Source organism: Priestia sp. SIMBA_032 (assembly GCF_046535215.1).
Taxonomy (GTDB): domain Bacteria; phylum Bacillota; class Bacilli; order Bacillales; family Bacillaceae_H; genus Priestia; species Priestia aryabhattai.
The window spans coordinates 13,624-34,300 of record NZ_JAWRXD010000021.1 but is presented as its reverse complement, the minus strand read 5'-3'; the positions used below and the strand labels follow the sequence as shown (position 1 = coordinate 34,300).

Annotated in this window: 19 protein-coding genes, 1 tRNA gene and 1 pseudogene; 4 read left to right on the top strand and 17 right to left on the bottom strand. The window is 33.7% G+C overall.

The genetic code is table 11. From position 1 onward, the window contains the following. The first annotated feature begins 515 nt into the window (after nucleotides 1-515). Nucleotides 516-1,352 (top strand): STAS domain-containing protein, encoded by an 837-nt coding sequence (locus tag SB717_RS28500; RefSeq protein ID WP_029714750.1) that lies wholly within the window; start codon nucleotides 516-518, stop codon nucleotides 1,350-1,352. Nucleotides 1,353-1,616: 264 nt separating this feature from the next. Here the strand turns inward: SB717_RS28500 and SB717_RS28495 are convergent, their stop codons facing one another. Next, nucleotides 1,617-2,708: a YsnF/AvaK domain-containing protein gene (locus tag SB717_RS28495; protein ID WP_410905997.1), complete on the bottom strand. Its 1,092-nt coding sequence runs from the start codon at nucleotides 2,706-2,708 to the stop codon at nucleotides 1,617-1,619. A 325-nt stretch (nucleotides 2,709-3,033) separates the two neighbouring features. Here SB717_RS28495 and SB717_RS28490 point away from each other — a divergent pair, with 325 nt between their 5' ends. Together SB717_RS28490 and SB717_RS40295 are read left to right on the top strand one after the other, a co-directional pair. Continuing rightward, nucleotides 3,034-3,345: a hypothetical protein gene (locus tag SB717_RS28490; RefSeq protein ID WP_074683201.1), complete on the top strand. Its 312-nt coding sequence runs from the start codon at nucleotides 3,034-3,036 to the stop codon at nucleotides 3,343-3,345. A gap of 101 nt (nucleotides 3,346-3,446) precedes the next feature. After that, nucleotides 3,447-3,599, top strand: a complete 153-nt coding sequence (locus tag SB717_RS40295) for a DUF8096 family protein (RefSeq protein ID WP_486360772.1) — start codon at nucleotides 3,447-3,449, stop codon at nucleotides 3,597-3,599. A gap of 140 nt (nucleotides 3,600-3,739) precedes the next feature. On the opposite strand, the gene aspA is transcribed toward SB717_RS40295, so the two are convergent. From aspA to SB717_RS28455, 7 genes are all read right to left on the bottom strand, one after another. After that, nucleotides 3,740-5,182, bottom strand: coding sequence for an aspartate ammonia-lyase (gene aspA / locus SB717_RS28485; RefSeq protein WP_410905995.1), 1,443 nt, complete (start codon nucleotides 5,180-5,182; stop codon nucleotides 3,740-3,742). A gap of 37 nt (nucleotides 5,183-5,219) precedes the next feature. Continuing rightward, nucleotides 5,220-6,491 carry a cation:dicarboxylate symporter family transporter gene (locus SB717_RS28480; protein ID WP_029714754.1) on the bottom strand — a complete coding sequence of 424 codons (1,272 nt, stop codon included), beginning with the start codon at nucleotides 6,489-6,491 and terminating at the stop codon, nucleotides 5,220-5,222. 1,346 nt (nucleotides 6,492-7,837) lie between these two features. Further along, entirely contained in the window at nucleotides 7,838-7,963 is a 126-nt protein-coding gene (locus tag SB717_RS28475; protein WP_312036236.1) for a hypothetical protein, read from the bottom strand. A gap of 32 nt (nucleotides 7,964-7,995) precedes the next feature. Then, complete coding sequence (locus SB717_RS28470; RefSeq protein ID WP_028408939.1) at nucleotides 7,996-8,268, bottom strand: GlsB/YeaQ/YmgE family stress response membrane protein; 273 nt, start codon at nucleotides 8,266-8,268, stop codon at nucleotides 7,996-7,998. 388 nt (nucleotides 8,269-8,656) lie between these two features. Continuing rightward, nucleotides 8,657-9,136, bottom strand: coding sequence for a site-2 protease family protein (locus SB717_RS28465; protein ID WP_074683203.1), 480 nt, complete (start codon nucleotides 9,134-9,136; stop codon nucleotides 8,657-8,659). Nucleotides 9,137-9,464: 328 nt separating this feature from the next. After that, on the bottom strand, nucleotides 9,465-10,040 hold the full coding sequence (locus tag SB717_RS28460) for an MEDS domain-containing protein (RefSeq protein WP_410905993.1): 576 nt from the start codon (nucleotides 10,038-10,040) through the stop codon (nucleotides 9,465-9,467). Nucleotides 10,041-10,660: 620 nt separating this feature from the next. Then, nucleotides 10,661-11,008, bottom strand: a complete 348-nt coding sequence (locus SB717_RS28455) for a CBO0543 family protein (protein ID WP_410906025.1) — start codon at nucleotides 11,006-11,008, stop codon at nucleotides 10,661-10,663. Nucleotides 11,009-11,265: 257 nt separating this feature from the next. Here SB717_RS28455 and SB717_RS28450 point away from each other — a divergent pair. Beyond that, nucleotides 11,266-11,340: transfer RNA gene (locus SB717_RS28450), tRNA-Gln, on the top strand. Nucleotides 11,341-11,350: 10 nt separating this feature from the next. On the opposite strand, the gene SB717_RS28445 is transcribed toward SB717_RS28450, so the two are convergent. The 9 genes and pseudogenes from SB717_RS28445 to SB717_RS28405 all read right to left on the bottom strand — a co-directional run bounded on the left by SB717_RS28445 (nucleotide 11,351) and on the right by SB717_RS28405 (nucleotide 20,673). Further along, nucleotides 11,351-11,659 (bottom strand): hypothetical protein, encoded by a 309-nt coding sequence (locus SB717_RS28445; RefSeq protein ID WP_410905991.1) that lies wholly within the window; start codon nucleotides 11,657-11,659, stop codon nucleotides 11,351-11,353. 123 nt (nucleotides 11,660-11,782) lie between these two features. Beyond that, complete coding sequence (locus SB717_RS28440; RefSeq protein WP_410905989.1) at nucleotides 11,783-12,016, bottom strand: alpha/beta hydrolase family protein; 234 nt, start codon at nucleotides 12,014-12,016, stop codon at nucleotides 11,783-11,785. Between the two features lie 701 nt (nucleotides 12,017-12,717). Then, the gene (locus SB717_RS28435; protein WP_234483551.1) at nucleotides 12,718-13,704 is read right to left on the bottom strand and encodes a DUF3231 family protein; all 987 of its coding nucleotides are present in this window, start codon (nucleotides 13,702-13,704) and stop codon (nucleotides 12,718-12,720) included. 167 nt (nucleotides 13,705-13,871) lie between these two features. Then, nucleotides 13,872-14,873 (bottom strand): DUF3231 family protein, encoded by a 1,002-nt coding sequence (locus SB717_RS28430; protein ID WP_074683208.1) that lies wholly within the window; start codon nucleotides 14,871-14,873, stop codon nucleotides 13,872-13,874. Nucleotides 14,874-15,505: 632 nt separating this feature from the next. Then, nucleotides 15,506-15,694, bottom strand: a pseudogene (locus SB717_RS28425) (transporter); the annotation flags it as partial. A gap of 745 nt (nucleotides 15,695-16,439) precedes the next feature. Then, complete coding sequence (locus SB717_RS28420) at nucleotides 16,440-16,862, bottom strand: hypothetical protein (protein ID WP_410905987.1); 423 nt, start codon at nucleotides 16,860-16,862, stop codon at nucleotides 16,440-16,442. Then, nucleotides 16,852-18,363: an FTR1 family iron permease gene (locus tag SB717_RS28415; protein WP_410905985.1), complete on the bottom strand. Its 1,512-nt coding sequence runs from the start codon at nucleotides 18,361-18,363 to the stop codon at nucleotides 16,852-16,854. Before SB717_RS28415 ends, SB717_RS28420 begins: the two co-directional genes overlap by 11 nt. Before the next feature lie 534 nt (nucleotides 18,364-18,897). Next, nucleotides 18,898-19,692, bottom strand: a complete 795-nt coding sequence (locus tag SB717_RS28410; protein WP_074683212.1) for a DUF2935 domain-containing protein — start codon at nucleotides 19,690-19,692, stop codon at nucleotides 18,898-18,900. Between the two features lie 243 nt (nucleotides 19,693-19,935). Next, entirely contained in the window at nucleotides 19,936-20,673 is a 738-nt protein-coding gene (locus SB717_RS28405; RefSeq protein WP_098621000.1) for a transglycosylase domain-containing protein, read from the bottom strand. Nucleotides 20,674-20,677 lie beyond the last annotated feature (4 nt).

Genomic DNA, 20,677 nt, shown 5'->3' with positions numbered 1-20,677 from the left:
TCTTTATTTTACCAAGTTATATATTTTATAACAATATAAGTATTAAAATACTGTAAATTTTATTACGCACAAGTAAGCAATAAACCTCATATTTATAGTTGTTTTTCCTTACGAGCATATATATAAAACGTGCACTTTTTATACATCATCCTCCCACTTGGATATCGAGTAAGCGTAGTCATATCAAGGGTGTATAAAAGGCTGCATAATCGATAAAAAGAGAACTCCACAACCCCCTTACGCCACAAGAGGGTCTTTTTGGTGCGTATTCCGGAAGGACACACTATGTTAACTAAAAAGCAACTCCTAATATATAGTAAAAAAGATGGATGTAAAATATATGTTTTAAGGGTAAAAATATAAAGAGCCTTATCTAAATACATGTCTAGTGTCTTAGTGCAAGGGAGGAGGACTTTTTTTATACAAAGATTGAGAGTGATAATAGATAATAATTGATTTAAAGATATTGATTCATTAGGGATAACTATATTCAATAAATAAGGGGCGTATTTAAAATGGAAGCTATTTATAATCAGAGAGAGAAAATGACTGATTTTATTAGAGATAACAAGCAGAATTTCCAGGATAAACTCTTATCTGAGGCGGTTAACGTAGCCTCTAAAATTAATGACATTTTAGAAACTGGAAATATTGATCTTTTGAAAAATGCTCAAAAGTTAGCTCTATACGTCGTAGAACAAAAAGAAGAACAACTCATTGCTTTTGCTCAACAAGAAGGCGTAGCCTGGGCAGAGCACTCTTTAACTCTTGCTTTTAAACTAGAATGGGTACAGGCCATTAGGCGAACATTATGGCATTTTCTCTATCAATATGATCTAATAAATAACCAATTTAATAGCCGTGAAGAATTTTATGCCTTAGAAAAACGAATTAATGATAAAATTGATCAGTTTCTTAACACTTTTTTAATTAGCTATTCAAAGTATAAAGATGAATTAATCGCCTCACAAAGGGAATTAGTTGAACATCTGTCCGTTCCTGTTATACCGCTTAGTCAATCTGTAGCTGTATTACCGTTGATTGGAATGATGGACACATACCGTATCCGAACGATTGAGGAGAAAGTATTAACTGGTATATCAGATTTAAAGATTCAAACATTAATTATAGACCTTTCTGGAGCTGCTAACATGGAGATGCATGTTATCGACCATTTTCAGAAAGTATTAACTGGAATTTCAATGATGGGATGTAAAGCTATTCTTACAGGTTTACGTGCTGACCTAGTTAGGACAATGATTCACTCAGGAATCTCCTTTGAGGACAAGGCAGAAGCCAAAGGGACGTTACAGCAAACGTTGAAAGAGTATTTAGAACTGAACCAACTGTAAGAAGAACTTAGACGTTTTCTCTATATGCTTAGATACGGATGAGTTTGTGAAATTAGAATTGTTTGAATAAGTCAATAACGTTTGTTTTGTCTGAGTAGTCATTACCCTAGAGTTTTAATTCTAGGGTTGTTTTGCTATAGTACCAATAATTAAACTTATGTTAACTTTAAAGGGAAATAAAAAAAAGCTGCCAATAAAGCTAGACAGCCCTTTCTTAAATCTCCTCAATTATTCCCTCTATTATAAACTGCAGAGGAGACTTACTTATTTCTTCTGCTTGTTTGTTGATTTCTCATTATTCTTCCCTTTTTCAGAAGTAGTAATATCCGCACCTTCAACATGACTTTCTGGTTTCTGATTGTTTACTGAGGCTGTAACCTCTTCAATCTCTTTGATAACAGGAGAAGTTGTCACTTTAAGTTGAGCTTCTTGTTTCTTATCGGCTGAAAGTTTAACTTTTTCCTCTTTTGGAGCATCAGAAGCAATTGCGGCTGCAACTTCTTGATAACTTTGATCTACGTGGTTATCCATGTTCTGATAGATTTCAGAATCAGCAAGTTCGGGAACCGCAGGGAGCTCTGACTGTTCAATTTGTGCTTCTTCCTTTCGAACAGTATCTTGCACCTCTTTAATCTCCTGAATTTTACGCTTACCAATGATCACTTCTTCCACAACCACAGGTCTCTTAGTTACTTCAATTCGCTCCTCCATAATAGGAATACGAATGATCTCGTTTTCTGTCAATGGGCTGCCATCATACTGACCGTCTATGACCTGGCGACGTTCTACGTAGACTTCCTCACGCATAACTGGAACTTGGACAGTTCGCAATTCTTCTACAATTTCCTTACGAAGTTGTACTTCCCCAGTCTGAACTCGTTCTTTCCTTACATTGAGTTGCTCTTCACGAAGTTGCACTGACCTATGCCCCTCTGTCTCGTATGGCGACTCCCTAACCGTATTATATGAAGGAATTGTTTGAGTTTCATCCACATCAATTAGGACAAGAATTTTCCCTTCCTTTACATCCATTTCACACTGTTTTGCAGTAAAGTTTTGAATCCCCATTCTAACAAGTTTTGAAGTTAGGCCACCAGCTTGGGTAGTAGAAATCATTCCACCCGTCATCATGGTAAGAAAGCTGTCCATCATCACACCTGCCAACGAACTTACAGCTGGTGTTGCAGCTTCTATCATTACATTCGTTTCAATCCCTAACTGTAAAGTATTATTGCTATCCTTTGCTACTACTAATATGTCTGTTTCACGATACCCCTGATGTTTTAACCCCTTAATTGCATGTATCGCTTCTTGCTCCGAATGAAAAGTCCCTGCAACTCGTTTTCTCGTTCCCATTTTCCCATCTCCTTAAATTTTAATTAAACGAAAACTTCTTTTCACATTTAATTCCATCCTTATTGTGTATATCATGTACCCAGTGAGTGTCTATTTAAAACTTGATACGGATGACTATGTAAATGACCCCTAAATTATAAAATGTAGAAAGATGAAGTAGAGGCAATAGCCATATTCGGGAAAACTTTAGATTTTTTATTGAAAAAGAACATTTGTTCGTATATAATATGAAAAAGGAAAAACCTCATATTTTTCCTTAATTGAAACATATAGGATATTTAATACAGAGATAATTTACAATTAGTTTTCGTGGGGGGAAAAAGCGATGAATTCTACATACCATCATTTAAAAGATACAAAAAAAGAAGAAGGGCAAAAAGAATTACTTGAGCGAAACCTAGAAGCTCATAGAAGTAGAAGATGGGTAACCAACTCTATTTATGCTATATCCCTACTTGTACTCGTACTTTGTTTCTATTTTCATGTACCACAGGCTGCAATTATTACTCTAATCTTATTTTTGATATGTGCAACTAGTGAAATACTGTATAGAGCGTTAGATAAAAAGATGGAACTACGGTTAAAACGGATTAAACAAGAGAAAAGAAAAATCATATTTAAAGGAAATAAATCCTAACAGCTTTTCTATAAATTCCTTTCTGCTATACAGATTTGAAATTATTTTTCACATGAGAACGAAGAAGAAAGAGTTAGCTTCGTTATAGAATAAAGTAAAAAATCATCCTTGATAAAGTTTGTGACTATGCTGAATTTTCTAATAAAATTAGTGTCCGATACGATAACTGCATTTCATCTTACTTCAAAAGTTCTATAAAAGGTGGCATTTTTCTACGTGAATGTCGAGAGTGTGGCATGAAGAAAAGCATTTAGGTGGTATTTAGACTATAAAAATAGCATGGTTTGAAGCGCATGTGGTATTTTTAGACGTTTATACAGAAAATAAGCCACCTAGGGATATCCAAAGTAGGTGGCTTATACGATAAACTTAATATGGAGCACGCTTTTAAAAATTAATTTCTGTCAAAAAGAGAGCTGCCAGATATACCTGGGTTCGTCATTTCATAGGGATTTAAAATTAATTCAAGCTCGTCCTCAGTCAATACGTCATATTGCAAACATAGTTCTCGTACCGACTTTCCGTTTAAAATAGCCTCCCTAGCAATTCGCGCTGCTACTTCATATCCGATATGTGGATTTACGGCTGTAATAATCCCTACACTTTTTTCTACATACTCTTTTAAACGTCCCTCATTTGCTTCAATGCCTCTTAGACAATGGTCTGTGAAGACGTGGAATGCGTTATTCATAATACTGATTGACTGAAGCAAGTTAAACACAAGAACAGGCTCCATCACATTTAGTTCAAGTTGACCTGCTTCCGATGCCAGGCAAATTGTATGATCATTACCTATAACTTGAAAAGCTACTTGATTAATCATTTCAGGCATGACAGGATTGACCTTTCCAGGCATAATAGATGAACCAGGTTGACGAGCTGGTAATATAAGTTCAGCTAATCCTGCACGAGGACCAGATGCCATTAATCGGATATCATTCGCAATTTTAGACATATTAATCATGCAAACTTTTAAGCTAGCAGAGACTTCTGTATAAGCATCTGTATTTTGAGTCGCGTCTACAAGATGGTCGGCACCTCGTAATGGTAACTCACTAATATGAGCTAGATGTCTCACAACACATTCAATATAACGAGGGTCTGCATTTAAACCTGTTCCTACGGCTGTGGCTCCCATGTTGACTTCATATAAGTGTTCACATGATTGTTTAATACGTTTCATATCACGCTCTAAAACACGACTATAAGCTTCAAACTCTTGACCAAGTCTGATTGGAACAGCATCTTGTAAATGAGTACGTCCCATTTTTATGATGTGGTCAAATTGTTGGGCTTTTTCTTGAAATACGGATTGCATCTCACTCATCGTTTTTAAGAGCTTTTCTAATAAGTTGAGCGTTGCTATATGAATCGCTGTTGGGAATACATCATTTGTAGATTGCGACATATTCACATGACTATTTGGACTTAATTCCGAATAGGATCCTTTTGGATGGCCAAGCAATTCTAAAGCGCGATTTGCAATAACCTCATTTGTATTCATATTTATTGAAGTACCGGCACCACCCTGTATTGGATCAACAATGAAATAATCATCTTTTTTCCCTTCAATAACTTCATCTGCTGCTTTAACAATTACACTTCCTAACCCTTCATATAAGCGTTTAACATCCATATTAGCAAGAGCAGCAGCCTTTTTAACGATTCCTAATGCTTTAATAAGCTCGGGGTGAATTTGATATCCTGTTATTGGGAAGTTTTCAACTGCACGTAAAGTTTGAATCCCATAATAAGCATAAGTAGGAACTTCTTTTGTTCCTAGGAAATCTTTTTCGATTCTTACATTTTGTTTTTCTGGTATTTCTATATTTGTCATAACATTGATCTCCTTCTTTACATAAAAAGAAATTTTTTTATGCTACGTCCGATTTTCTAATAGAATCTGTATAATGCTTTGCTTTTTCTTTGTCGAATCCGCCTTCCCACTTAGACATCACAATAGCAGCTAATGCGTTACCTACTACGTTGACAGATGTACGAAGCATATCTAAAATGCGATCAATACCAGCGATAAATGCCATACCTTCTAGAGGTAATCCCATTGAGCCCAGTGTTGTTAATACAACAACAAATGATGCTCCTGCAACTCCTGCCATTCCCTTGGAAGTCAACATCAACACAAGTAAGAGTGTAATTTGTTCTATGAAAGATAAATGAATGCCATACATTTGTGCAATGAAAAGGGCAGCAATGGCTTGATAAATGGATGACCCATCAAGGTTAAAGGTATATCCTGTCGGAATAACAAATGATGTGACAGCTTTCGGACAACCAAAGTTCTCCATTTTAGTCATTAACCTTGGCAATACTGCTTCAGAGCTTGCGGTTGTAAACGCTAAAATCAACTCATCTTTTAAGATTTTTATAAGGACTAAAACATTGGTTCCAGCCATTTTTGCAATAATACCCAATACTACAAAAACAAAGAAAATCATGGTCAGATATATAACGAGTACTAACTTTCCTAAAGGAATTAATGAACCAATTCCAAACTTCGCGACATTCAAACCAATTAAAGCAAATACGCCAAATGGAGCGAATTTCATAACTAAGTTTGTCATCCAAAACATAGATTCTAGTACGCCTTCAAAAAAGTTTAAAACTGGTTTGCCTTTTTCTCCAATTGCTGCAACTCCTAAACCAAATAAGACTGAGAAAAAGATAATCGCTAATAAATTCCCTTCAGTCAACGATTGGAATATATTAGTTGGGATAATATGAACGATTTGAGCTGCTACACCTGTACTCTCAGTTGTTTTAGATGTTTCTTCATATTTAGATATATCACCTTTCTCAAGGTTCCCCATATCTATACCACTACCTGGATGGAATAAATTTGCGGCTAATAAGCCCACTGCTAATGCAATTGTAGTAACAATTTCAAAATAAAGAATGGTTTTTCCACCTAGTCTTCCTAACTTTTTAATGTCACCTACACCAGCTATAGATACGATGAGTGCGGATACAACGATAGGAATAACAATCATTTTAATTAGGTGAAGAAAAATATCCCCTAAAGGTTGAAGAATGGCCATCACTGTATTATTTCCATAAAAAATAGCGCCTATAGCAATCCCGAACGCAAGTCCAATAAATATTTGTGTAGCTAATCCCAATTTCTTCATAGTTGTAACCCCTTTCAATTTGCGGTTCATTAAAACACTTAAAGAGAGCCTATGCTTAGGCTAGCGTCTATAAAAAAGACAATAATCAAAAATAAGTCCGATGTGTGAATAATCTTTAAAATAAATGGTAATCATATGATTTGAAATTAACTCCCCCCTTCAGTAAAGCGTTTTCGAAATCTTCATTGTAAAATACACTTTTTCGGCTCACCTTATATACCTGAGCATACAGTATCGTTTATAAAGAGATTTTCTATTATCCTTTTAACCTTTTTGAAATCCTGTTTGTTGTCTAACATCCATATAAATTTAGTAACAGTCACTTCTAGGTTTATATGAATGTTAGACAATAATATTCTAATCTATTATTCCCTCATTTCAGATAAAGAAATATCCTCTTCTTTATCTAGTGTCTAGAGATAAGATAGCAATAACACTAGATATCTCTAGACCTTGTTAAAATAATTAAATCTCTTAAAGTGTTTTTCTTCGAATGAAATGATATCGCTTTCAAAAAATCTCAATCGTAGTGACTACATATATCTTCTCTGAAAGCTAAAGAAATTTAGGATTTATTCCATGTGTAACTGAATTAACGAAACTACAGCATTAAGTTGGGTTATCTCGTTTAATCTCTTCATACTGTAATCTTATTATAATAAACATTCGTTTCTTGTATATAGGTAATGACTGGAATCAAAAAAATGATAATAACGAAAAGTATATTTTAAATTTCATGTTCTCTTTTTGCGTACTTCAGTTACATTATATTTATATACGACGGATAAATCAAGAAAATTATTATTCATTTCGCGTACATTTTATTTAGACAGGTCTCATAGAAGTGAATGATATTTTAATAACGAAGAACTGTTATTGAAATATTAACCTTTCGTAGCGTGAAAGAGCCTATGCCTTTAAGAAATACTATAAGCAAGGTCATTGTATAACAGAGACAGGATTCATTCAGTTTGTTGATTCTCTTGGGGGGTTATTTATTTTTATTGATGAGGTATTTGAGCTAAAGAATAAAATGTAAATATATAACAACCAAGCCCGTCAGAATTTAAAGGGACCTTTTGTTTATATTCAATAAGGTTGAGTAATAGATACTTCAGTTTAAGTGAGGAAGCTAATTCCCGCCCTATAAAAAAAGCGCAGATTCTAGGGCCGTTTACTCCTGACCTACTGAAGTAAAGAAGGATATCTGCACTTTATTCTTAAATATTTTCCATAACAATAAGCGACCCTATATACCGTAACCAAAGTTACCAAGGTCGCTTATACTATATTTTGATTTATTATTTTTTTGTCTGTTTCTTTATAATAAAATATCTGTAATCTCATTAATCTTCTGACAGAATTTCGCTATCATTATTAATTTGATTGAACAAATAAGTAAGATAAGAATCTAGTTCAAATTGATTACCTTCAACAAAATCATATAGCATAGAATTATTTTCTTCTCTCATTTTTAGTCACTCCAATTTAAGTTTTTTCAATTTTATACATGATGACCATGATTCTTTTTTTGACCCATTTTTCTTAAAAGAAAGCTTACAATTAATACTAAAATGATTGATCCAATAATTGCTGGGATGATTGCAAAACCGCCAATGACTGGCCCCCAACTTCCCAATATAAGGCCGCCTAACCAAGAACCAATAAAGCCGGCGATAATATTACCAATAATACCTCCAGGAACGTCGCGTCCTGTAATTAAACCGGCGAGCCACCCAATAATTCCACCTACAATTAGCATCCATAGAATCTCCATTACTACTTCCCTCCTTTTAAATTATTTAGTTAACTTTACCCCACACTAAAACTCATTAATCTTGTTATTTTTTTCCTGATCAGAGCTTTTCTCGTATATAAAAGGATTTCTTCTCATTTCTCGACTGTTTCAGGAAAAAGATAAGCGATTAGGACAGCCCTCAGCATACAAAAAAACAGCACCTCCTATATAAACATCTACGCCTTACCTACTGCAGTATGAGCTCCTTGTTATCTTTTGAGTAGACAGGTAAGTTTAATGCAGTAGCTACATCATAGCATCTAAAGAATTACGACTTGATTACTAATCAGTATCTATTTCAGTACCGTTGCCGCGTTAACACACATTGTGGATGTACAGTTTTAATTAGCCATTTTTCTTTCCTTTGTTAATCCGGATTACACGTTATCTTTCCATATCTCAATGCATCATAGATAGCTCGCCCATCACTTAAGCTCGTTTCTGAATATTCAAAGGGTAAGAGCGAGAAAACAATATAATAAAGAGAGAAATAAACAAATTGGTAAGAAAAGAGATTTTTTGAGAGAACACCCAACATAATTAAACCATACACAAGAAGGATAGACGCTACATTAGCTATGGTACCTCCAGCATAAACACAAGCATGAGTAAACCGGTTATCATACTTTAATTTTTCGTAAATACAAAAGGAGTGCAAAAAATAAATAGATTTTATTTTAATTTTCTTCCACCTAAAAATCGTTCTTCCTTGTCCAATGGTAAAATCGACCCTTCCTCCTAAAATAATAGCCATAAGTGAGTGCCCCAGTTGATGAATAACAGACACAAGTGGAATGACAATTAAAAAAGAAAATAATAATTTCGGCATATCACTCCATCCAAACATACCTGTCTCCCCTTCATTCTAAAATAATCTTACATTTGATATTCGACATTTTCGTCTATCAAAACCAGTAATTTTATGAGGTCCGTATAAGAGAATGATGCTTTTCTATGCTTTGTGTTTATGATTTCCATTAGGTTAACTAAATAATTAAACCGGACTTTCTTTACAATAAAAAGAGCTACCTCGAAATAGAAAAACTAACCAGAAGAGACATAAGAAAACGAGGAAAGAGCTTATGGTGGTAAATAAACTGAATGGATGAAAAGGAACCATTGATTTCTTTAAAAATAAAAAACGCTTAGTATGATTGCTTAAGCGTTTTTTATCTTTATTCCAAATCATTTAATGGCCGGTATTGTTTAGAAGTAATTAAATCACCTTCAATGAGAACATAAGGATGTGTTTCCATCAGAATAGTTTTGAGATACTCTGGCATCCTCTCTCCTTTGTATGCACAAATTAATGGGAATGAGAGTTTATTTACCGCACTATCCACTATTTTTTCAAAATCTTCGATTAGATGTAAAGGATCTTCCATTGTGCTCCATTCTACATGTGCCCACGATCTGAAAGAAATTCTATTTTCTAAGTAGGGCTGAACGCTCTTATTAAAATAATTAAGAATAGCAGGAGAATGATAACTACCACTTGAATAATAGAAATCAAAGTTGTTTATACGATGTATCATTTTCATTTGATCTGTGGTCAATAGTATGTTCAAATGGTCATGAATAAAAGGATAAAAACGGTCATTTTCAATAAGAAGAATGCAATCTCCAGCAAAAATCCCCTCTTGGATATAACTTACAACTTGTCGTATATAATTTTCTTGCTGGTCGTAGGAATACAGTATATGAATACTCTTTTGTTCTGCAAACAACTGATTCATTTTACTTTTCAACACATAATCCCTTCTTTCTTCTCGCTCTCTCATTATACTTGAATTATGTAAACAAAATATAGTGGTAACTTATTGAATTTTCAAAAAAATAGACAAAACCACATACAGAAGGTGCGCTTTTTATATACTTCCCTAAGCGCTGTCTCAAAGAGAAATCTTGTTAAATCAACGATGTATAAAAAGATGCATAAAGTAAAAAATTCTTCTTCCTGCGAACTCTTTTCTATCAAGGGTTCTTTTTTGTGGTTTGTTGCGAAAAGAGTATGTAAACTAGCTTTGTATATCATATTCAACTTAAAATAAAGATTTTATTTTAAGTTTTTCTATTTTATGAAGTAATTGTATGGTTCGTTTAAGACAGAACAATTAAATCTATAATGATAATGCTCGTCAATCTAACAATACTTGGTTTAGGAAAGGAACATTATGTTAACTCAGGTTTTATATCTTATACGCTTCAACCATACAAAAAACCCACCATTTTCCAGTTGAAAGAGATAGGTTTTTTCGTGACGTAATTAAAAATTAATCGTGATGATTTTATTCATCTTGTGCAGTTTGCTCTAATTATGGAACATTATTTTTTATAAAAAATTGAGTTAAACAATAGTGATATTTAAACACTAAGATTTCCCTCTATAATTTTTCAAATTTCTTTTAGAAGCTATGTAAGATGCAGCTATGTAAATGACAACTAAAATAGGAAACGAATAAATGTATCTCCAGTGTAGTGGTTTATAGACGCCAATCCAATTAAGCAGTGGAAGACCAATAAAAGAAGCTAATGCTGAATAAATTAGTGCTTTGATTACAGGTTTAATTTTAGGCTTCACTTTTATAAAAAACATCATGGAGATAGGTAATAGAAATAAGTCCCAAGGTAAGTAGTTAGAAGTTAACGGAAATACTTCATATCGGTAATCCCATAGTCCTGAAAAGTCTCCAATCATGTCAAGAAATGAAGAAAAGATAGCTATATTTTGTCTATTGCTTATGTAAAAATGAGTGGGAAATATAAAGTTAATGCTAAATAGTTCAAGATTGTATCTTGTGAAGTTCAGTATAATTTTTTTATTTTGAATGAAAATAGCTCATAGAGTAGATAATATTTATTGTGATTTAATGCTTTGAATCTTTTAGTTCATTATAGTGAGGGAGTAGTCAGGTAGTTCATCAGGCTCAAGACCCAAAGGCCACAGGTTCAAATCCTGTTCCACAACCATTTTATTGGGCTATCTCCAAGCGGTAAGACAACGGATTTTGATTCCGTCATGCGTTGGTTCCAATCCAGCTAGTCCAGCCATTCGTCTATATTAATTAATGATATAGATTCTCCATATGTTCTTCTTTTTACTATCTATAAAATGACTCCATCTTTCTCCTTGGCAAATATAATCACTAAACGTAGCATTCTTCATTACAATATGACCTCCACATTTATCTGCCAATTGTTTAGCAGACACTTCATCTACGGGAAATGCTAACGATTCATCATTAGTAAATTCGTAACTGCATACCTCTTTCTTTTTTACGTTCTTATACGAATGATATACGTAATATAATGTACCTAACTTTATAAAATAGTATGGATACTCTCTGTTAGGCAATTTACCTCCCTCCATTTCTGGATCCTTCTATTGCTTTATAAGTCACTATTACTATCTTACTTTGACTTAAAAAGGTAAAATCCTTCTACGTCAAAGGTTTTCCTTTTTCATGTGTGCCGGAAAGTTCTATTATGGTAACTAAGGTTGTAAATCATATGCAGCATTCTTACCAGCCAAATGTATAAATATTTTAGCTAATTCAACCGGTTTTTCCCAATGCGCGTTATGTCCGGCGGAAATTTCAATGTATTCCCATTTTTCTTGTTTAGCTCTATTCGCAAATTTATTGATGGACTCCAGAACAGGATGACTACTCTTTTGGGTGCAATTAATAAATACACGCGGTATTTGTCTCAGTTCTGCTTTATTCATTAATTTAATCTTTTGTTCAAATGCTTTAAAAGGATGATGTGTGTTATAGATAGGTCCACTATCAGGTTTTGAAAGTCTGAATCCATCTCCTTTTGATTGAACAATCTCCTTCTTTTATTTTACGAATGATTTTGAATATAGATCATTAATTGATCGATTATCTTCAAGTATTAGAGCGTCAAAAAAGATGAGTGTGGAAATCCTATTCGGTAGTTGATCTGCAGCACCAATAATAACTCCACCACCGTAGCTGTGCCCTGCTAAGTAAATGTTGTTTAAATCCTCAAAGAGTATGGTGTTTACTACGTCAGTAATATGGGTTTCTAAGTTAATATCAGGTGTTAAAAGATGATTTCGATCGCCTAATCCAGTTAAAGTTAATGAAAAAACTAAATGTCCTTGTTTTATCAGTTCTTTTTCAACTTCTCTCCATGCTCAGGCTCCATCAAAAGCTCCATCGCAAAGGAAGAAAGTACCCATATATTCACCTCACCTATTATTTCTTATAGCTACCTTATGTATTCATTTTAAAATAATGATAACCTGTTTAGTTTGATAATAATTGGTGCCTATAATATACAGGTTAAAAACAGAAAAAAGCTACTGTCCCCAACAGTAGCTTTTTCTGTTCTTGTAAGGAGACTGGAGAATTACCATGATGATGCTTCCTGGACCGACTACCGTTGACAATTGTGTACTCCCTACTTTGAAGATAAATCTTCTCTATCCGCAGCTTCGGGTGGTGTTTCCATCCATTCATTTTCTATCATGATATCCGCTGCATCATGAACAAATCCTGATATATCCTTTAAAAAATCTGCATACATTAGCGCTAAATCGCGTCTTCCGTTTACTGCTACTGAATTTCCAAAATTTCTTACTCTCATTGAAAACATATCCATCTTATGAAAAACCATTAATTTCTCGGAAAAAGGAGAAGATGTTGAAGTTGTCACTAAATGATCAATTAGTCCTGGGGAAGGCAAGTTATCATCGTGAAGTTTTTTTATATAACCTTCAATCGCTTTATAAGTAAGTTCTTCTCCTTTTATAAATAAATTTCGAATTTTTTTCGTTTTTGTAACTTGACTAAATGCCATTACTAAGGCTTTACTTGCCACGTTCGTTTCTAAATTATCGTATAAATGGGCAATTTCTAATGCATGTAAAGGTCGCACATCTCCAATAAAACCTTTTAAATAGTTTTTGTGTGCTATATTTACTTTTTGTGGGGTCGGAATAATAGGTGATTTAATAACCCACCCCTTATTTATTGAAAGATCTTTAATCTTTTCCCCCAATTTTATAGTTGACTCCATACAATAAAGGGAAAATTCCCTTATATCCCCTCTATACATTAACGGTATTCCTACACTATAAAGACTAAGTCCTACTTTAGTTACATATCTTAAATAATGTACATAGAACTCGTCTTCAAATAATTTTGGAGCAGCAAGATTAACATCGTCTTTTGTAAAACCCTGTGGAATAGGAATGTTCTCTTTTACGAAAGTATCTTTTATAGTACTCTGGAATTCTTTACTCAAATTTAATGCATTTTCTAATAACCTCTTTACATCTTGATCTTCAACATGCTGGAGAAAATAACTTAGAATACATGTAGCCATACTATTACCCATATATGTAGCCCAAAGTTTACCCATTTCCGCAGAATTTAATTTTTCCATATAAAATCTCCTAAATCGATTTTTTCTTAGATTTACCATTAAAAGAATATCTATTCTTCTACTCCCTAAACTATAGTTTTTCTAGAAAAAATCATTTAAATAAATCTCAACCTGTGCATTGGTAAAGTAAGATGCTGGATTAACGTGCTGATGTCTTTTTCTAAACTTTAATTATGAGGCAATTCCTTTTGATCATTTGCTTGAGGGGGTTTCTCTATCCATCCTCTTTCAATCATAATGTTTCCCCAACTTGTAGTAAGTTTTAAATCCCTTAGAATAGATGCTTCACAATGTGTTATTACATCTACCCTCATACTTACAGCCATAGCATTAGAGTAATATACCATTGCTAAATTAAACATAAACCCGGCATGAAATAACATTAATTTATCTGAGAAAGGAGCTACTTTCGAATTTGTAACTTGGGTGTCTAATAACCCTGGGGAATGAAGGTTGGCTTCATGTAATATCGAAGAAAAGATACCAATATGTTTGTTGCACAAATTTAAAGCATCACCCATAAATTTATGTGCTTTTTTATCCTTAGTTACTTGCTGAAAACCAAGAATAATCCCCTTTGCTGCAATACTCTTTCTCAAATTAAAGTATATATTTGAAGCCTCCATCGTATTTAAAGGCCTCTTCTTCCCTAATATGTCCATTGCATATCCTAAGTCCGTAATGATTTCACTATTTTGTGGCGTAGAATAATAAGGGTCTCTTTCATAAATTCCTTTAGATAAGAGAATATCAATTGATTTATTATAAACGTCCATCGCATCAATATTACATTGATAGTAATGGTCGCGTATATCTTTTCGAACTGAGCCACTAAACGACATACCATGTCCTGATAATCCATGAATTGTCATATCATGTATGTACTGCAGCCAAAAGGAATCGGTAAATAAAGAAGGAGCTTGCAGGTTTACATCTTTATCTGTGAAGCCATTTGGTAGAGGGAAATTCTCGTTATTTAAAAGCTTCGTTAACATTTTAAGATGCTTTTCAGATAATCCTAAACAAAATTCAAAAAGGGAACGGATTTCGGAGTCTTTAACGGTTGCTAATACGTATTTGCTAATGCAAATTGCCATCGTTTCCCGAATATATTGGACCCACAGGCTTGTAATTTCTGAGGAAGTTAATCTACTATCGTTTCTGCCCAAATTTGTTACCTCCTATAGGATATAAATGCTACAAATAGATTATCCTAGTATTTTACATTTATGCATTGTGGTAACAAATTGCATTTATAGTAAAGACCACACACTATTGAATCTCCCCCATAGATAGACATAAAAATCTAATGAATATCTAAAAAGCTGCACAATCCATAATAGAGACTCTTATGAAATCCCCCGTTGCTGAACAAGGAGGTTTTTCTGGTTGGTTCCTTTAAGAGTGTTTATGTTAACTATGTACATATCATATACAGCCTAAAAACAGAAAAAACTCCCCTATCTAATTGTTCAGTTAGTTTTTTGGGGGAGTTTTTTCTTCTACATAAATTTCATTAAAGGATTGAAACCTTATCAGCTACTATTTAACTAAGTTAGCGCAATCAACGAATACAGCAAAACCATCGTGTGACCCTACGTCATCTCATTTTAAATAGGCGTCAACTCTCCCTTTGCATTTTACGATTTTAGGTAACCTAGAGTTACGCAATTAACTCTAAGATAAATCTATATTTGCGAACTATTTAAATGGAGAAACATAGCTAATTCTATAAAAAAGCTATCCTTTTGGTTATTTCATTTTACAAAAAGGATAGCTTTCACACGCTTGAGCATTATTAATTCCTTACTTTTATGTCTTTTACACTCTTTATGCCTGGAGTATTCAAAATGGTTTCTTTGTACTCTTCTAACTGGTGTTCGTCGAAACCATCGATTAAATGATGAGAAGCTTCTTTAAAAATGTCCCAGGCTATTTTACAGATAAGGAATCCTACAATAACAGCCTTAACAGAGTCTAACCAAGGAAGATGAGTTCCAATATGTTTCTTTATCTTTTTGATGTATTATGAGCTAATTATCTTGCATTTTATCAATATATAAAGTGCCATCAAGTAATATACGAGCTTTTGGAGACTTTAAATTCATATAACTTACTAGAACAGTGAGCAGCGACCAAAAAACCATATTAACGAAACCATCGCTCATATCAATACTACTATCAATCGTAATGGAAGCAGCGACAGCACCAATTGTGTCCCTGTAATGTAGTTAAAATAAGTTAACTAACTTACTTGTTTTTTCCCCATAATAGGAGTCATCAATAGTAAAACACTAAAAAAATAATTACCCTGCCTATAATTTCAATAAAACTCATTGCTCATTCTCCTTCAGTATGTTCGTATCAGGAATAAAAAGCCCTCCTTTTGTATCATCTAAATTTATTAATTAGGCTAGTAATTTAATCAAAAAGTGCCATTGAGCTTTTAATGTATTTTTATTATGTGTTAATACAGATAAATTATATAAGGCACCTAAGTATAAATCATGTATAGATGTGAACTTCATTCACTTCTATACATAACAACAGATAGTGTTCTTTTCCCATCTCTTTCTGATAATAAATTTTAAAAACCTAAATAGCTGTCATATATAATATAGATGGCTAAAAGAGTACCTGTCTTCAATGACTTGCTATATATATTAAATTTTATAAAGATAAAAAAGAGCTCTTTATCTATGTTAACTATAAATAAAGAGCTCTTTTTTATTGTTTTATTTTAAATTTTGTACCTCTGTTAGTACACTGTCTAAATCTGTTGCTGCTTTGTCTAACGTTTTTGTATCGAGGGGTTCAATCTTTGCTCCTGCTTCAATTGTATGAAGTGGCGTTTCTACCTTTTCATATAGATCGGGACTTTTATCCTTTACTGAGTCCTCAAACACTTCCCATTTCTCCTCTAATTTCTCTCCACTATCTTTTACTTTCGTAGCGTCTTTTGCTGTAAGTTGTGTTTTCATATCCGCAAGTACTTGTTTCATGTCTTTTGCACCGTCAGCAATCGAAACTGTTTTTGAATTTGAGGATTCCTCTGTTGTTTTTGAAGCTTTTTTCTTTGTATCTTCTTTTGCTCCGCAAGCTGCTAATGTTAATGACGTTGCTAAGATGATTGGTACAATAAGTTTTTTAGAGCGCATGTTTTGATTCCCCCTGATTTGTCTGTTGTAAATTTGCTTTTTTATCTTTTTTTCTATTCCATATCATTGCGACAACTGCAACTATAAATAGAATGATCTGTGGAATTACACTTTCCCATGTTGAATAAATCGCAAAGAAATCTATAGTAGGGATTGGAGCTTGTGTAGCTGGTAATAATCCAGCAAGTTGTAGCCCGTGAATGCCCATACCTGCAAATTTGAAGCATAAGTAAAACATTAGAATACTGGATACTAGGAAAAACGGGCGCATTGGTATCTTCAATCCAACTTTTAAAATTAAGTAAGAGAGAACGATCAATAGTACTAATCCAATAGCTATCCCTGTTAAAAGTGTAGGTAGCTTAATGGATGAAGCCATCCCGATAAAGAATAACACGGTTTCTGTTCCTTCCCGGAAAACTGCAAGGAAAGAAAGAATAGCTAATGACCATAGACTTCCTTTATCAATAGCCTTTGTACTTTGAGCCTGAATGTATCGTTGCCATTCTGCCGTACTCGATTTACTATGAAGCCAATAACTCATATACAGAAGCATCATGGCAGCAAAGACTCCCGTCCACCCAGCGATTAAGAAGTTATTATTCCCAAATGCTCCGGCAGAAAACAACATGTTTACAATAATACCTAAGATAATACTGGCTCCCAGGCCCGATCCAACACCAATCCAAATCCATCTACTCTTATCTGCATGACCAGATTTTTTTAGAAAACCTAAAAGTGCTACTACAACTAGTAAACCTTCTAAACCTTCACGTAAAAGGATTGTTGTAGCATCTAACATGTTATAACTTGTTTTAGATGCAAGTGGAGAAAGATAATCACGCATTCCTTCAATTGTTTTTTTAGCTCCCTTTACGTCAGGGTTCTTAGAAGAAAGCATTGCATACGACGTTACCATGTCCCTCTCAGCGTTTGTATAGATTTTAGAAGACTGTGTTAATACTACGCTTTCTATATCCAGCCAAGAGGAGCGGAACTGCTCAATATCCGTTTTTGCACCATTCACATCGTTATGATCTAATTTAGAAAGTGACTGATTTAATAACACAATCAAATCGGCTACGTTACCTTGCTTTGTTCCCTCATCTTCAGTTTTTGCTACCGTATGAGGGAATTTTCCAGAAATAAACTTTTCATTGGTTTGTTTTAAATTTTTGAGAGAATTTTCTAAATTCTCTTTTTTAATAGGTTGCTGAGCCAAAGCAAATTGTATCTGTCCCATCCCGTCTTCTATTTCACGATAAGCATCCTGAGACTGTTTTTTTATACCACTTTCAATCGACATCCATGTAGATGAAAATGTTTCGTATTGTTTTTTGGCTCCTTGCATATCTCCACTTTGTACAGATTGAATCGCTTCAATAATGTTTTTGTTTGCATCTTGCAAGTTATCTTCTGCATTTGCCGCAAAACTACGAAATGGGAATGCTATCATTGCAATTGCAAAAATAATTATGTAGAGGCTAATCCTACGTTGCATTATTTTCCCTCTCTCTCAAAGAAATAAATAACTATTAATTGCATGAATCGAAAATGAAAATCATTATCATTTATAATTTCTATAAGATTATAAATCCTTTTTAACTGTAACGTCAATAACAATTTGTTACATTTTATATAGTGATGGAAAAAAAGATATATAGATTTTATTATAAACTGTATATTTTTCTTATATCCCAATTCTATATGATTAATTTCTTTCCCTTAGATGTTCGTTTTAATTTGCATGCTTGCTTACTTTTTAGCTTGGTTCCACATGTACATTAGCATCCACTACATTATGTTCTTGGGCTAATGCACTCTCCACTTTAGTTGTTATGATTAGGGTCTATTCCTATAAAAGTAGATGTCACTTGCTAATCCTCCTCCCAATTTCCCGTATATTCAAGAGCAATGCTATGGTCATAAGACACTTCGAAAGATAACAACAAAAGGCTTCATTAAAATCCGAAGCCCTTTGAATGTAAATCATTAAGATTCATAAAGAAGAAAGTTTAAATTTAACATCAATGTATTATTTATGTGCTTGAAGACTCTTTTCAAACATATCGATAATATGAAGGAACCTTTCAGCCTCTCGAAAAACATGATCAGCCAGAAGAGGATGGATAATACTTTTAATTCTACATTCCTCAATTAAATCTCTGGCTGTTTTTTTAAAGTCCCGAAGAGAAGCTACAGAAACACGATTCTGATCAAGAAATTGATCTAAAAGAGGAACTGTTTGAGATTGTGGTTTCATAGACTCTAAATCTCTTGCTTGAAAAACCAATTGATCAAAATCATGGCTGAAGTTTCTGGCCATATCAACAAGTTTTCGTTCGGATGGATCAAGAAGATGACCTATAAACTGGGCATGATCAGCCATAATCCTTAAAAAGAAGACATTTTCCTTTATAATGGCATCAGCAAGTGGCTTCAATTTCCCTTCGTTTAATTCAATTAATCGTTTTCTAAAATAGTTGGCTTCTCTACTAGTATGATCAACCAAAAGAGGAAAGTTATTTGAACCCGGTAGTTTACAGGTCAGAATTAAGCCTAAAACTTTTCTCTTAAAAGCAAATATACCTGTAGCTGCTTGTTGGACTTCTGAATTGAATCTTTTTATTTGCTCCGGATCTGTTTGATTATTAAATGAATGAGACCGTTGTTCAATTTCTTCAAATAATTGATAAAATTGATTCGCTTCCTGAATTAATTGTGTATCCTCACATCTAAAACCTAATCGAAGAAACAATGAGTGTTCCTTCATAATCCTTGACCAAAAACGAATTTCGTCTAAAGATTGTGCAACAAATGCGTTAGTCATTATTATCCCTCCTACAATTGTAAATTAGTTTCATTCTAAGTTATTCTGCTTTATGCCTGGACATGCTTAGGCTCACATAAAAAAGCTCAAATCTTTTCAGACTTGAGCTTTTTCAATATATTCTTAAATCTATTATATTATTTAGATGAATGGCACTGCTGTATAAAAAGAAGGTATATTAATTAGTTCTCTTTGATTTTTAGCCCTAAATATCAGCACCTCAAAAGAAGTCATAACAATTTATTATTCCAGTGCTTTCTTGGTTAAAAGGATTTCTTGCTTGTTTGCTTCTTCTTCTTCTTCTTTAGAAATTATATGATTTTCTTCCATTAATGAAAGAACGATCGAGCGTCGTTCTTTTGCCAGTTCTATATTGTTACGAGGAGAATATTTACTAGGTGCTTTAGGTAAACCAGCTAATAAAGCAGACTCCGCAATCGTTAAATCTTTTGCATCTTTCCCGAAGTATTCTTGTGCGGCTGCCTGAATTCCATAAGAACCACTGCCAAAATAGATATGGTTTAAATACATCTCTAAAATTTCATCTTTCGAGTATTTTCTCTCTAATTCTATGGCATACACAATCTCTTTCGACTTTCTGGTAAAAGTTTTTTCACTGGAAAGAAATACGTTTCGGGCAAGTTGCTGTGTAATCGTGCTGGCTCCTTCACTTTTACTTCCTTCCAAGACGTCTCTATATAAAGCTCGAAGGATGCCTTTCGGGTCAACACCCTTGTGTTCATAGAAGCGTTTATCTTCAGTTACAACAAAAGCCATTTTAAGATAATCCGGTAATTCCTTTAAAGTAGCAACTTTCTTGTCTTGAGTTGGAGAAAAATCCTGAATGCCAGCCACATTTACTTTGTCTAATATGACTCCTTGTACATAGTTTTCAGCTGAACAACTAGTTAACAAAAAAGTGCATAATAAAAGAATAGAAAACTTTCCAATTACTTTCTTTCCTATAGAACCCTTAATCATGATA

What these genes read in the sequence shown, in the direction of transcription:
- SB717_RS28500 (WP_029714750.1), top strand. Translation starts at nt 516, where the DNA reads ATGGAAGCTATTTATAATCAGAGAGAGAAAATGACTGATTTTATTAGA.
- SB717_RS28495 (WP_410905997.1), bottom strand. Translation starts at nt 2,708, where the DNA reads ATGGGAACGAGAAAACGAGTTGCAGGGACTTTTCATTCGGAGCAAGAA.
- SB717_RS28490 (WP_074683201.1), top strand. Translation starts at nt 3,034, where the DNA reads ATGAATTCTACATACCATCATTTAAAAGATACAAAAAAAGAAGAAGGG.
- aspA (WP_410905995.1), bottom strand. Translation starts at nt 5,182, where the DNA reads ATGACAAATATAGAAATACCAGAAAAACAAAATGTAAGAATCGAAAAA.
- SB717_RS28480 (WP_029714754.1), bottom strand. Translation starts at nt 6,491, where the DNA reads ATGAAGAAATTGGGATTAGCTACACAAATATTTATTGGACTTGCGTTC.
- SB717_RS28475 (WP_312036236.1), bottom strand. Translation starts at nt 7,963, where the DNA reads ATGAGAGAAGAAAATAATTCTATGCTATATGATTTTGTTGAAGGTAAT.
- SB717_RS28470 (WP_028408939.1), bottom strand. Translation starts at nt 8,268, where the DNA reads ATGGAGATTCTATGGATGCTAATTGTAGGTGGAATTATTGGGTGGCTC.
- SB717_RS28465 (WP_074683203.1), bottom strand. Translation starts at nt 9,136, where the DNA reads ATGTTTGGATGGAGTGATATGCCGAAATTATTATTTTCTTTTTTAATT.
- SB717_RS28445 (WP_410905991.1), bottom strand. Translation starts at nt 11,659, where the DNA reads ATGGAGGGAGGTAAATTGCCTAACAGAGAGTATCCATACTATTTTATA.
- SB717_RS28440 (WP_410905989.1), bottom strand. Translation starts at nt 12,016, where the DNA reads ATGAATAAAGCAGAACTGAGACAAATACCGCGTGTATTTATTAATTGC.
- SB717_RS28435 (WP_234483551.1), bottom strand. Translation starts at nt 13,704, where the DNA reads ATGGAAAAATTAAATTCTGCGGAAATGGGTAAACTTTGGGCTACATAT.
- SB717_RS28420 (WP_410905987.1), bottom strand. Translation starts at nt 16,862, where the DNA reads ATGCGCTCTAAAAAACTTATTGTACCAATCATCTTAGCAACGTCATTA.
- SB717_RS28415 (WP_410905985.1), bottom strand. Translation starts at nt 18,363, where the DNA reads ATGCAACGTAGGATTAGCCTCTACATAATTATTTTTGCAATTGCAATG.
- SB717_RS28410 (WP_074683212.1), bottom strand. Translation starts at nt 19,692, where the DNA reads ATGACTAACGCATTTGTTGCACAATCTTTAGACGAAATTCGTTTTTGG.
- SB717_RS28405 (WP_098621000.1), bottom strand. Translation starts at nt 20,673, where the DNA reads ATGATTAAGGGTTCTATAGGAAAGAAAGTAATTGGAAAGTTTTCTATT.